Origin of the sequence: Geminisphaera colitermitum TAV2 (assembly GCF_000171235.2) — a bacterium.
In the GTDB taxonomy this organism is placed as follows: domain Bacteria; phylum Verrucomicrobiota; class Verrucomicrobiia; order Opitutales; family Opitutaceae; genus Geminisphaera; species Geminisphaera colitermitum.
This window is the reverse complement of the sequence record NZ_ABEA03000186.1, coordinates 36,014-47,962: the sequence shown is the minus strand read 5'-3', so window position 1 is coordinate 47,962 and position 11,949 is coordinate 36,014. Positions and strand designations below refer to the sequence as shown.

11 protein-coding genes and 1 tRNA gene are annotated in these 11,949 nt (G+C 62.8%); 7 read left to right on the top strand and 5 right to left on the bottom strand.

The annotated features are described in order from the left end of the window. Window positions 1-1,893, bottom strand: a 1,893-nt coding sequence (gene hrpA / locus OBACDRAFT_RS21345; RefSeq protein WP_232767529.1) for an ATP-dependent RNA helicase HrpA, incomplete at its 3' end; no start/stop codon positions are given. Between hrpA and OBACDRAFT_RS30250 the strand changes: the two genes are divergently transcribed. The 4 genes from OBACDRAFT_RS30250 to OBACDRAFT_RS21330 all read left to right on the top strand — a co-directional run bounded on the left by OBACDRAFT_RS30250 (window position 1,786) and on the right by OBACDRAFT_RS21330 (window position 4,292). Beyond that, on the top strand, window positions 1,786-2,103 hold the full coding sequence (locus tag OBACDRAFT_RS30250; protein WP_232767532.1) for a hypothetical protein: 318 nt from the start codon (window positions 1,786-1,788) through the stop codon (window positions 2,101-2,103). The genes hrpA and OBACDRAFT_RS30250 overlap by 108 nt on opposite strands. Before the next feature lie 84 nt (window positions 2,104-2,187). After that, a complete protein-coding gene (locus OBACDRAFT_RS21340) occupies window positions 2,188-2,475 on the top strand; it encodes a LysR family transcriptional regulator (RefSeq protein ID WP_043588928.1) in 288 nt (95 codons plus the stop codon). A gap of 184 nt (window positions 2,476-2,659) precedes the next feature. Then, window positions 2,660-2,744: transfer RNA gene (locus OBACDRAFT_RS21335), tRNA-Leu, on the top strand. Window positions 2,745-2,867: 123 nt separating this feature from the next. Then, on the top strand, window positions 2,868-4,292 hold the full coding sequence (locus OBACDRAFT_RS21330) for a dihydrolipoyl dehydrogenase family protein (protein WP_043588927.1): 1,425 nt from the start codon (window positions 2,868-2,870) through the stop codon (window positions 4,290-4,292). Window positions 4,293-4,313: 21 nt separating this feature from the next. On the opposite strand, the gene OBACDRAFT_RS21325 is transcribed toward OBACDRAFT_RS21330, so the two are convergent. Further along, window positions 4,314-5,972, bottom strand: a complete 1,659-nt coding sequence (locus tag OBACDRAFT_RS21325; protein ID WP_232767523.1) for a sigma-54-dependent Fis family transcriptional regulator — start codon at window positions 5,970-5,972, stop codon at window positions 4,314-4,316. A gap of 98 nt (window positions 5,973-6,070) precedes the next feature. Next, the gene (locus OBACDRAFT_RS21320; RefSeq protein WP_043588926.1) at window positions 6,071-7,357 is read right to left on the bottom strand and encodes a class II aldolase/adducin family protein; all 1,287 of its coding nucleotides are present in this window, start codon (window positions 7,355-7,357) and stop codon (window positions 6,071-6,073) included. 165 nt (window positions 7,358-7,522) lie between these two features. On the opposite strand from OBACDRAFT_RS21320, the gene OBACDRAFT_RS21315 reads away from it, so the two are divergent. Together OBACDRAFT_RS21315 and OBACDRAFT_RS21310 are read left to right on the top strand one after the other, a co-directional pair. Next, complete coding sequence (locus OBACDRAFT_RS21315; RefSeq protein WP_043588925.1) at window positions 7,523-8,161, top strand: DUF47 domain-containing protein; 639 nt, start codon at window positions 7,523-7,525, stop codon at window positions 8,159-8,161. Between the two features lie 34 nt (window positions 8,162-8,195). Continuing rightward, complete coding sequence (locus OBACDRAFT_RS21310) at window positions 8,196-9,263, top strand: inorganic phosphate transporter (protein ID WP_043588924.1); 1,068 nt, start codon at window positions 8,196-8,198, stop codon at window positions 9,261-9,263. A gap of 43 nt (window positions 9,264-9,306) precedes the next feature. Here OBACDRAFT_RS21310 and OBACDRAFT_RS21305 read toward each other — a convergent pair whose 3' ends face one another. Both OBACDRAFT_RS21305 and OBACDRAFT_RS21300 read right to left on the bottom strand, forming a co-directional pair. After that, on the bottom strand, window positions 9,307-10,221 hold the full coding sequence (locus tag OBACDRAFT_RS21305) for an AEC family transporter (protein WP_043588923.1): 915 nt from the start codon (window positions 10,219-10,221) through the stop codon (window positions 9,307-9,309). Window positions 10,222-10,373: 152 nt separating this feature from the next. Beyond that, window positions 10,374-10,835: a RidA family protein gene (locus OBACDRAFT_RS21300; protein ID WP_043588940.1), complete on the bottom strand. Its 462-nt coding sequence runs from the start codon at window positions 10,833-10,835 to the stop codon at window positions 10,374-10,376. A 67-nt stretch (window positions 10,836-10,902) separates the two neighbouring features. Between OBACDRAFT_RS21300 and OBACDRAFT_RS21295 the strand changes: the two genes are divergently transcribed. After that, window positions 10,903-11,802 (top strand): glutamyl-Q tRNA(Asp) synthetase, encoded by a 900-nt coding sequence (locus OBACDRAFT_RS21295; protein ID WP_043588922.1) that lies wholly within the window; start codon window positions 10,903-10,905, stop codon window positions 11,800-11,802. Window positions 11,803-11,949: the final 147 nt, after the last annotated feature.

The following is an 11,949-nucleotide window of genomic DNA, read 5'->3' as shown; positions in this document are numbered from 1 at the left end:
GGGGCGTTTGCCGGGGCGGTCGTCGCGGTCGCGGCGGTGGAGCACGGAGCCGGGAAAGATGGTCACGCGGCGGTCGTTGGTTGCCTTGTAGCCGCCGTTTTCGTCGTCGCGGCAGGCGATGTTGCCCAAGAGTCCGGCGAGGATGCTGCGGTGTATGGCCCGGTAGGCGGGGGTGCCGAAGGCGAGTGGGTCGGCGGAGGAGGCGGGTTGTTGCAGGCCGTCGTGGACAGAGGTGAGGCGGAAATCGCGGCGCTGCTCCAGCACGTCGAGGAGTTGCGCGTGGACGTCGCGCCATTCGCGCAGGCGCGTGTAGCTGAGGAAGTGTTCTTTGCAGAAGCGACGGAGGCGCGATTGCGAGAGGCGCTCAAATTCGTCGTGAAAGGCATCCCAAATGTTGAGCAGGGTGAGGAAATCGGAGTCGGGATGGGCAAAGCGGCGGTGGGCGGCGTCGGCTTTTTCGCGGGCGTCGAGCGGACGTTCGCGCGGGTCCTGAATGGAGAGCCCGGCGGCGATGACGAGCACTTCGCGCATGGATTTTTCGATACGCGCCTGAAGGATCATACGCCCGACGGTCGGGTCCACGGGCAGACGGGCGAGTTCGCGCCCGAGCGGAGTGAGCGTGGTGGTGGCGCCAGCGGGGGGGGGGGGGGAGGTGGTGGAGGGTTTTTCGAGCGCGCCGAGTTCGTCGAGCAGCGCGTATCCGGCGCGAATGGACTTGGCCGCCGGCATGTTGATGAAGGGGAAGCGCTCAATGTCGCCGAGACCAAACGCCTTCATGCGCAGGATCACGTCGGCGAGATTGGCGCGCTGGATCTCCGGCTGCGCGAAACGCGGACGCTCGTTGTAATCTTTTTCCGAATACAGGCGGATGCACACGCCTTCGGCCACGCGGCCTGCGCGGCCCTTGCGCTGGTCGGCGCTGGACTGGGCGACGGGTTCGATCGGAAGCCGCCGCGTGCGCGCCTGCGGCGAGTAGCGGCTGACGCGCGCGAGGCCGGTGTCGATTACGAAGCGGATGCCGGGCAGAGTCAGCGAGGTTTCGGCGATGTTGGTGGCAACGATGATCTTTCGCCGGAGCGAGGGGGCGAAGACGCGTTGCTGGTCGGCGTTGGAGAGCCGCCCGAAGAGCGGCACCACCTCGCAGTTGCGCAGTTTGCGGCCTTCGAGGAGTTCGCGTATTTCCCGGATATCGCGTTCGGCGGGCATGAACACGAGAATATCCCCCCCCTCCCCTGCCCTGCCGCCGTCGCTTGCGCGCACGATGCGTTCCACGGCCTCCACCGCGCCATCAATATAGTGCAGCGCCTCGGCGCGCGATTCCGGTTCGTCGCCCTCGGCCGAGTCGTCGCCCAAGCCATCAAGCGGCTCGTAAATAACCTCCACCGGCCAGGTGCGTCCGGAGACTTCAACGATGGGAGCGTCATCAAAGGCCCGGGAGAAGACCTGAGTATCGATCGTGGCCGACGTGATGATGATTTTGAGTTCAGGCCGCTTGAAACGAAGATTGCGCAGATGGCCCAGGAGAAAATCGATGTTGAGCGACCGCTCGTGCGCCTCGTCGAGGATGATCGTGTCGTAGGCACGCAGCATGGGGTCGCTCTGCACCTCGGCCAGCAACATGCCGTCGGTCATGAACTTGATGATTGTGTCGCGTGAGGTGCGGTCATCGAAACGGATCTTGCAGCCAACCTGCCTGCCCCACTCGACATTAAGCTCCTCAGCCACGCGCCGCGAAATCGAGAGCGCCGCCACGCGCCGCGGTTGCGTGCAAGCGATGAGTCCGGCTTGGCCACGCCCTGCGGCGAGGCACATTTTGGGGATTTGCGTCGTCTTTCCCGATCCCGTTTCCCCGGCAAGGATCAACACGGGGCGGCTCGCGATCAGATCGGTTATCTCACTGGCACGCGCGCTGATAGGAAGCTCTGGAGGAAACTCGATTCGAAACGCAGCCACGGGAAAACAGATAAAAATGCGGACATGACTGGCAAAAATCCCGGCATGCAATTAAATAGTGGCATAAAACAAGCACATGTACGACCAAACAAATCTGTGCGCATGAGCACTCCTGATTGCTTAATTGGAAAAATTGAATTTTATAAATAACTTCAGGCGTATGAAAAAATTAAAGTGAATTTTCTGCTTTTTTTTCTTTCCTGACCGCACAACCAAACCTCCGCTAACACCACCATGACTCCAATCATCGACAGCCGTAAGCTGCTCGCCTTTATCACGCTCACCCAAGTCGGAAGCTTCACCGCCGCCGCTCGTGAGCTCAACCTCACTCAATCTGCCATCAGCCATGCAATAGCAGGGTTGGAGCGCGATCTTGGCATCCGCCTGTTCAATCGTTTGGGCCGCACCGTGACCATCACCGAAGCAGGCACCAAGCTAAGGGAACACACTCTCCGTATCGTCGAGGAGATGGGCAGAGCGCGGGAAGCTCTGGCACTGCTCGCGCAGGCGCAAAAGAAATAAGGATGTTCGGACCGACGACGGCCCCCGAACGACAAAAGGGTTAACCCTCCATGCAGCCTGCCATGTGCAGGCTGCAATTTAGTTTGGCATCGTTGCTTTCCGCCCCGTCCCGCCAGATGGCAGAAATTAAAACTCAGGACTTGCCACGCCTCTCCAAGTTCTTTTCGTGAGCGACTCTTCCCACGCCCAGGTGGTGGAATTGGTAGACACGCAGGTCTCAGAAGCCTGTGCCTCACGGTGTGCGGGTTCGAGTCCCGCCTTGGGCACCAATTTGATTGGATCGGATTTGATCGAATCGAATTGGGAACACAAAAAGACCGCCGCAATTACCGGCGGTCTTTTTGTGTATTCCACCGGGATGCATTTTGTCTCATCCACAACCGCATCCTTTCATGAAGTCTTCCAAAACACACATCCACGACCTCATTGTGATCGGCGGTGGCTCGGCGGGATTTAATGCCGCCCGCGTCGCCAGCGGACTCGGCAAAAATGTCGCCATCGTCGATGGCGCGCCCGACCTCGGCGGGCTCTGCATCCTGCGCGGATGCATGCCCTCCAAAACTCTGCTCCACGCCGCCGACGTCCTCCATCACGCCCGGCACGGTGGCAAACTGGGCATCCGCGCCCCCGGTGCCTCCATCGACATGAGGGCGCTCCACCGCTGGAAGAAAAAGGTCATCGGTGAATTTTCCGACTATCGCGTGCAAGCCATGCAATCGGGCCGCTACACACTTCACCGCAGCCATGCCCGGTTCATCGACTCGCACACGCTGAAGCTCGACAACGGTGATTCCCTCCGTGGCCAAAAGATCCTCATCGCCACCGGCTCCCGCGTGAGCGTGCCGCCCATCCCCGGTCTGGACGACACACCGCACTGGACGAGCGACGACGTGCTCGACCTCGATTACGTGCCGGAGAGCGTCATCGTCCTCGGCGGCGGCATCGTGGCGTGCGAACTCGCACAGTTTCTCAATCGCATCGGCAGCAAGGTGACTCTTATTCAGCGCAGCCCCCACCTGCTCCGCGAGCACTCTCCCGAGGCGGCGGATGTCGTTGCCCAAGCCTTCCGCGACGAAGGCATCCGGTTGCATACCGGGACGCGCATTCTCTCCGTGAGCGGCGAGAACGGACGCCAGGTGCGCGTCGTATTTGAGCATCCCCACCTGAACAAAACCCACACCTGTCGCGCCCGCCATCTTTTCAACGCGCTGGGCCGCGAACCCGCCACCGATGGACTCAATCTTGATGCCGCTGGAGTCGCGCTCGACGAGCGGGGGCGCATCCGAGTCAACCGCTGGCAACAGACCACGCAGCCCCACATCTACGCCGGAGGCGACGTGTGCGGGCCACACGAGATCGTCCATCTAGCCGTCGCGCAGGGCGAACTCGCCGCCCGCCACGCCTTCGGTGCCCGTCTGCCAAGCGGCAAGCCGCTCAAACCGATCGACGAATCCCTGCTGCTGGGCGTTGTGTTCACCGACCCTGCGCTCGCCACCATCGGCTGGCAGGAACACCTCTTGCGGAAACGCGGACAGCCTTTTGTCGCGGCTTCGTATCCCTTTAACGACCACGGCAAATCCATCGTCATGGACGCCACTTACGGCCACGTAAAAGTCATTGCCGATCCCGTTCGCGGTCGCCTGCTGGGGGCGGAAATCGTTGGGCGCGACGCAGGCGAATTGATTCACGCCTTCAGCGGTCCGCTCGCCATGCGCGCGACGGTCCACGATCTGTTGCGCGCCCCGTGGTATCATCCCACGCTGGCTGAGATCATCACGTATCCGCTGGAGGAAATCGCGGACCAGCTCAAATCGTGACAGCAAGAGTAAGAAATGGCATCAGCCGTTGTCGCGGAAGCGCCGGGGTTCGATGGCGAGCGCTTTGACTCGCAGGCCCATGGTGCGCTCGGTGATGCCAAGCTGACGGGCGGCGCGGGCCATGACGCCGTGATTGGATTTGAGGGCTTCGACAATCATCTCCCGCTCAACCGAGGCGAGCGTGTCTTGCAGGGTTTGCGGCGAGGCGGTGCCGGATGACTCGGCGGTCTGCAACGTCGGCGGCAAGTGATACCCGTGGATCACGCCGTCCTGCGCGAGCAGCACGGCGCGCTCGATGATGTTCTCCAGTTCACGCACGTTGCCGGGCCAGTGATACGCCATGAGCATGTCGATGGCGGGCGTGCTGATGCGGACCACGCGCTTGCCGTTCTGTCGCGAGTATTTCTCCAAAAAATGATCGGACAACTCCAGCAGGTCGCTGCGACGCTCGCGGAGCGGGGGCACGTAGATGGGAAAGACGTTGATGCGGTAGTAGAGGTCGAGGCGGAATTTGCCCTGTTCGATCATCTCTTCGAGGTTGCGGTTGGTTGCGGTAATGACGCGCACGTTGACCGTGACCGGCTGCGTGCCGCCGACGCGTTCAAAAACGCCCTCCTGCAACACGCGCAGGAGCTTGGCTTGGGTGGCGAGGGAGATTTCGCCGATCTCGTCAAGGAACAGCGTGCCGGTGTGGGCGAGTTCGAAACGGCCTTTGCGCAAGGCGAGCGCGCCGGTGAAGGCACCTTTTTCGTGTCCGAAAAGTTCGCTCTCGATGATGCTCTCGGGGAGCGCGGCGCAGTTGACGCGGACGAAGGGTTTGTTTTTGCGCGCCCCGCCCTGCCAGATGGCTTGCGCGATGCGTTCCTTGCCGACGCCGGTCTCGCCGCGAATGAGGACGGTGGTCTTGCTGTCGGCCACCTGATCGACGTGGTAATAAACCATGCGCATGGAGGAGGATTTGCCGATCATTCCCTCGGGAATGAAGCTGCGTTTGATCTGCTCCTGGAGGCGTTCGTTTTCCTGACGCAGGGTGTCGATCCGCTCCTGCGTCACCTGACGGAAGCGCACGGCAAGGCCGACCTGGCCGGCAACGAGCGCGAGGAAGCGCAGGTCGTTGTCGATGATGACGTCAGGCGCGGGCGAACGGACGAAGCTCAGGGTGCCGAGCACTTCCTCGTCATGCTTGATGGGCACAATGAGCAGGGTCGCGGGGCCGGGGGGGGGGGGGGGGCTGGAAAACCAGTTTTTTTCCCACGCGCTGAAGGATTCGGGCGGCAGGGCGTGGAGGTCGGGAATGCTGCGCGCGCGTTTTTCAGCGAAGGCGCGGCCAATGATGCCCTGACCAACACTACCCGTGTCGGCGGTGCGCGTGGTGCGGGGGGGGGGGGGGAGGCTGGGTTCGGTGTCGAGGGCCTCGATCAAGAGGTTGCCCGTCTCGCGGTTGAGGATGGTGAGCAGGCCGCGCCGCAAGTGTCTGGTGTCGGCGAGTCTGGCAAATATGCGTTGCGCCGCCTGATGCAGTTCATGCCCTTCGCTGAGGGATTGGACGATGTCGTGCAGTAATTCGAGTTCGTTGACGAGGCGGCACGATGGGGGCGAGGGCAGGCCACGCCCGGAACCGGTCGTTTCGGGCGGCATCGCGGCGTCGCTGTTTTCCGCGCAAATCTGGCAATTGGTCACGCCAATCCGTGAGCACGCGATATGCCACGAGGAGAGGACCGGCTGGATTGGCCGGGGTCTGGTGAGAAGAAGACAAAAAGGGCGGAATCGGTTTCCGCTCAATCCATCCCGAACGCCTTGCGCAACTCAGCCAGCGCGTCGTCGGGCATGGGGGCGAGCGGGCCGAGCGGACGGCCCAGCAGCAGGGCCTCGGAAGTCGCTTCGAGCACTTCGAGACGGTCAAAGGCTTCGAGCACGTTGCGACCGATGACCAGCGCGCCCTCGTTTTCGATGAGGACGACAGGGCATTTTTTGAGGTCCATGCAGGCGGCGATTTTCGGCGCGTCCTCGACAATGCGGGCAAAGGGCACCTTGGGCGCTTCGTGGAGCACGATGTAGCTTTCGGGGATGGTGCGCGTGGTGAGCGGCGTTCTGGTCATGCAGAATGCCGATGCGTGCGCGGGCTGCGCGCTGATGATGGCACCGACTTCCGGCAACCGGTCATAAATGAGCGAGTGCAGGTGCGCGACACGGCTGGGACGTTGCCCGGCGGAGCAGGCGTGGCCCTTGGCGCGGACGAGGCCGGCGGGTTCGAGTTCCAGACGGTCGCGGCGGCGCGGGGTGACGAGGAATTCGCCCTTGGCGTCGAGGCGCGCCGAGAAGGCTCCAGCCGTGCTGATGAGCAGGCGTTGCTCGTAGGAGCGGCGGACGAAGGCGCAAATTTGCGAGCGCAGTTCCTTCTCGCGGTTGGTCAGCGGGGCGGGAGGCAGATCCTTCCACTCGGGCACGGTCTCGCGGATAAGGGATTCGGGCGGCAGGTATTGCACGTCGCCGAGACCCGATGCCTTGACCAGCGTCTGCGCGGCAAACTCCAGCGTTTCGAAGCGCTGAAACGCGTCCTGCAAGTCCGAGCCGCCGATGACCACGCCGTGGTTTTCGAGCATCACGCAGTCGGCGCCGGTGGCGAAGGCATCGGCGATGTTTTTGCCCAGTTCCTCGCTGCCGGGGCAGGCGTAGGGGGCGTAAACGATCTTGCCGCACACGTTAAAAACGTGGGTTTGCACGCGGGTGTCGGGGATGAGACGGCAGATGCTGAACGCCACGAGCGCGCCGGGATGCGCGTGGACAATGGCCTTGATGTCGGGCCGGCGCTTGTAGATCTCGCGGTGGAAAGGAAATTCGGAGGACGGCGGGTGCTGGCCTTCGCGTTTGCCGTCGGGGAGCATGCGCACCACGTCGGAGGGCGTGAGGTTGCCCTTGTCCACGCGGGAAGGTGTTATCCAGATGCTCCCATCGGGGTCGATGATGGAGAGGTTGCCACCGGATGTCGTCGTCATGCGGTAGCGATAAATGCGGTGCATCGTCTGCACCAATTCGTTGCGTGGATGAAGCCAGCGGGAGTCCATGACCGGTCATCGATGCAGATTGGCTGCGAGTGGTCAAAGCCGCAGGAACAGCCTGTTGGGAAAAATTGTGGCGCTGAAATCTGAAAGACTGTCTGTGTTCGACAATTAAAAGGTTCCTGTTTCCGCTTTTCAGCTTTTCAGTTTTCAGCTTTTACCAGCAATCACATGTTCTCGCTCAAATCACTGTTCGGAAAAGACGAGAAGTTCTACGATCTTCTTGAGGCCAGCGCCGAGGAGGCGCTTACCAGCACCCGACTCCTTGCCACGTACCTGAAACGCAGCGAATCGTTTACCTCCACGGGCGACCTCGACGATTTTATCCAAAGCCGCCGCAAGGACAAACGCATCACCCAGCAGATCACCGAGGAACTTTGCAAAACCTTCGTCACCCCTCTGGAACGCGAAGACATCGAGGAACTCTCTCGCGCCCTCTACCGCATCCCCAAGATCACCGAAAAACTCGTGGAGCGCCTGTCCATTTATCCCGGCCACTTCCCGCGCGAAGGATTCCAACGTCAGGCCGACCTGCTGGGCCAGGCCGCCGAGGCCGTCGTTTTCATGGTCAAGCGCCTGCGCAAGGGCGACAAACTCGACGGCATCAAGGAGGCCAATGAACGCCTCCAGTACGCCGAGGGTCAGGCCGACAAGGTCATGCTCGGCCTCATCAAAGAACTCTACCACGGCCCCTACGACGCCAAGGAAACCGTCATTCTCCAGGAACTGTTCGAAATGGCCGAAAAGGCCATCGACCGCTGCCGCGACGCCGGCAACGTCGTCGTTCAGATCGTCCTCAAGTATTCCTGAGTCGCAGCCCTCCAGCCCATTTTACCCAATACCGATGACTCTGTTTCTCGTGGTTCTGGTGGCGGCCTTGGTGTTTGAATACATCAACGGCTTTCACGACGCAGCCAACGCCATCGCCACGGTCGTCTCGACCAAGGTGCTCACGCCGCGCCAGGCGATCATGATGGCCGCGTTCTTCAACCTCTTTGGCGCGCTCATGGGCACCGCCGTCGCCACGACCATCGGGCGCGGCCTCGTGGACGCCCACGCCATCACCATGGTCACCGTGTTCGGGGGCCTGTTTGCCGCGATCGTCTGGGGCTTGTTTACCTGGTGGCTCGGCCTGCCCTCCAGTTCCAGCCATGCGCTCGTCGGCGGACTCTGCGGCGCCGCGCTCTCCACGGCCAAGGGCGACTGGAGCGTGCTCAAGTGGTCCCTCTACAACCCCGAGCATCACGCGCAGGAAGGGCTCTGGCCCAAGATCGTAATGCCGATGTTTGCCTCGCCGGTCATCGGGTTCGTTGCCGCCGCGCTGTTCATGCTGTTTCTCTACGCGATCCTCAAAAAAACCTCACCCCGCTTCGTCAACCGGGTGTTCGGCAAACTCCAGCTTGTGAGCGCGGCTTGGATGGGATTCAGCCACGGTTCCAACGACGCGCAAAAAACCATGGGCATCATCGCCCTCGCCCTCTTCACCGGCACGCAGGCCGGCGCCTTCAATAATCTCCCCGACTGGCTCTCCTTTCTGCACACGCCCGAGTTCACGGTGCACAAATGGATCATGATCACCTGCGCCCTCACCATGGCGGCGGGCACGGCGGGCGGCGGCTGGCGCATCATCAAGACGATGGGCCACAAGATGGTGAAACTCCAACCCGTGCACGGCTTCGCCGCCGAGACGACCGCCGCGCTCATCATTCACAGCGCCTCGCATGTGGGCGTGCCGCTCTCGACCACGCACGTCATCTCGACCTCCATCATGGGCGTCGGCGCCACCAAACGCCTCAGCGCCGTCAAGTGGGGCATCGTTTCGCGCATCCTCTGGGCATGGGTGCTCACCCTGCCCGTAACCGGCCTCATCGGCTGGCTCACCTCCGAACTCATGCACAAGTGCGGCCTGTGACAGAATCCACAGGAAACGGCCAAAAACAGGCCAAAATCAATTTTCAGAACAGCGCGACGATCACGCCGAGCGACACTGCCGAGGCCAGCGTGCTGAGCACGATGGTCCCCGCCGCCATCGCCTCGTCGCCGCCGAGTTGTTGCACCATCGTGTAGGACATGATCGCAGTCGGCGCCGCCATATAGACGAGCATCACCGTCAGGTCGTTGCCCTCCACGCCCAGCAGCCGCGCCACGCCGTATCCAAGAAGCGGGCACACCCACGCCTTGCCCAGCGCCGAAAGGACCGACAGCCGCAGGTTGCCGCGCAACGGCAGCGTCACCAGCGCCGAGCCGATGCAGATCAGCGACACCGGCACCACCATGCCCGCGATCAACCTGAGCGTCCCCAGCACCGGCGCCGGGCATGTGAGGCCCGACAGGTAGAACAATCCGCCCGCCACGCTCGCCAAGATGATCGGGTTTTGGACGATCCCCAACACCAGCGCCTTGACCACGCCCCGCCCCATGCCGTGCTGACTCGCCAGCAATGCCGACACCGCCAGCACATTGTAAACGATCATGAGCGGCGCGATGACCAGCATGGCCACCGTCGGCGACACCTGCGGCAACGCCACCAGCACGGGCAGCCCGACAAAGGCTCCGTTGCCGCGAAACACCCCTTGGACAAACGTTCCCTGCGTCGCCCCCGGAATGCGCAACGCCCAGGCTCCCGCCCAGCCCAATCCGGCCATAAGCACCGTTGCGAGAACGAGCGCGAGGAAGAGTCGCACGGGTTCGTTGCCCGAGTGTTCGGCGGAGGCGAGCCCGGAGAAAATCAAGGCGGGCAGTCCCACGAAAAACGCCAGCCGGTTGAGCGCCGGCACCACGCCCGCGCGGAAAAACCCATATTTCTGCAATGCCGCGCCAAGCGCGATAATCAGAAAAATCGGAAGGATTGAGGTCAGGATGGCGTGCATGAGGGAAATGATGAATTATGAACTGATGTTACGCGGACGTCCTTGAAGTGGCGCGGGCGTCTCGCCCGCTGACGGATCGTCAGTAAAGCGTCGCCCGGAAATGCGGGCGGGACGCCCGCGCCACGACGCTCCGCGTAACTTCAATTTGTAATTCAATCCGTCACCTCCACGACCAGTTGCACCTCGGTTGTGGCATTGCGGGGCAGGCCCGACACGCTGACCGCGGCCCGGGCGTGCTTGCCCGCCTCGCCCAGCACGGCCACCAGCAAGTCGCTCGCGCCATTGATCACGGCCGGGCTGTCAGAAAAACCGGATACGCCGTTGACGAAACCGTTAAGCATCACCACGCGCTTGATCTTGGAGAGCGAGCCCGTGGCGGCGTGGATGTTGGCCAGTGTATTCAAAAGGGCGATGCGCGCGGATTCATAACCAGTCTGCACCGTTTGCTCCTGACCCACCTTGCCCGCGTGCGTGATCTGGCCGTCCAGCACGGGCAGCGTGCCGGCGCAGTAGAGCAGATTTCCCGTGCGCACCACGGGCACGTAATTGCCGGCGGGCGCGGGCACCTTGGGAAGTTGCAGGCCGAGTTCAGCGAGTTTTTGTTCAGGAGTCATCCCTCGAACATCGAACATCCGACGCCGAACATCCAACATCGAATTTCTCAATTCCCTGAAAAGCATCATGACAACACCCACGACAGCCCGCTACATCGGACGCCTCGCCCCCTCGCCCACGGGACTGCTGCACCTCGGGCACGCGCGCACCTTTTGGATCGCCGCCAGCCGCGCCCGCGCCGCCGGCGGACGCCTGCTCCTGCGCAATGACGACCTCGACCGCGCCCGCTGCCGCCCCGAGTTTGTCGCCGCCATGATCGAGGACCTGCGCTGGCTCCTCGGCGACGACGCATGGGAGGAGCCGATGATCTCGCAAAGCGAACGCCTGCCCCTCTACCGCGAAGCCCTCGCCCGCCTCCATGCCGCGCGTCTGATATTTCCCTGCCGCCGCTCGCGGCGCGATGTCGCCGAAGCCATCGGCGCGCCCCATGAAGGCGCACACGACGAGCCGCTTTATCCCCGCGAATGGCGTCCCCCTGCCGACGCCCCGCTGCCACCGCTCGACACGCAGGGACTGAAAACCAACTGGCGTTTTCGCGTGCCCGACCCCGACGGCAACGCCGACAACGACGCCCGCATATCATTCGTTGACGGACACGCCGGCCCTCAGCAGGCCGTCGCGGGCCGTGACTTCGGCGACTTCCTTGTGTGGCGCAAGGACGGCCTCCCCAGTTACCAACTCGCCTGCGCCGTGGACGACCTTGCGCTCGGCGTGACGGAGGTGGTGCGCGGTGCCGACCTCATACGTTCCACCTTCCGCCAGCTTCTGCTCATGCGCGCCCTCGCCCCTCGCGACACCTCCCCCCCCCCCCCCTCCCCTGCCCTGCCGCGCTATTATCATTGTCCGCTCATGACCGACGAGACCGGCCAACGTCTCGCCAAGCGCCACGACGCGCTCGCCCTCCGCACGTTGCGCGCAGACGGCACGACGCCGGACGAACTCCGCCACCGGTATTTCGACGAGTAGATCCGTCGCTTCGTTGGCGCAAATAATGCCGCGAGCCACTTGCAATGCCGCAAAAGTGACACATCGGTACGCCCGTCACCCACAGCACGTGCCTCGCACCGCGTCTCATCTACCACGACGCATGCGAACCGCGCCCACCGGAAGAGC

What these genes read in the sequence shown, in the direction of transcription:
- OBACDRAFT_RS21340 (WP_043588928.1), top strand. Translation starts at nt 2,188, where the DNA reads ATGACTCCAATCATCGACAGCCGTAAGCTGCTCGCCTTTATCACGCTC.
- OBACDRAFT_RS21330 (WP_043588927.1), top strand. Translation starts at nt 2,868, where the DNA reads ATGAAGTCTTCCAAAACACACATCCACGACCTCATTGTGATCGGCGGT.
- OBACDRAFT_RS21320 (WP_043588926.1), bottom strand. Translation starts at nt 7,357, where the DNA reads ATGGACTCCCGCTGGCTTCATCCACGCAACGAATTGGTGCAGACGATG.
- OBACDRAFT_RS21315 (WP_043588925.1), top strand. Translation starts at nt 7,523, where the DNA reads ATGTTCTCGCTCAAATCACTGTTCGGAAAAGACGAGAAGTTCTACGAT.
- OBACDRAFT_RS21310 (WP_043588924.1), top strand. Translation starts at nt 8,196, where the DNA reads ATGACTCTGTTTCTCGTGGTTCTGGTGGCGGCCTTGGTGTTTGAATAC.
- OBACDRAFT_RS21305 (WP_043588923.1), bottom strand. Translation starts at nt 10,221, where the DNA reads ATGCACGCCATCCTGACCTCAATCCTTCCGATTTTTCTGATTATCGCG.
- OBACDRAFT_RS21300 (WP_043588940.1), bottom strand. Translation starts at nt 10,835, where the DNA reads ATGACTCCTGAACAAAAACTCGCTGAACTCGGCCTGCAACTTCCCAAG.
- OBACDRAFT_RS21295 (WP_043588922.1), top strand. Translation starts at nt 10,903, where the DNA reads ATGACAACACCCACGACAGCCCGCTACATCGGACGCCTCGCCCCCTCG.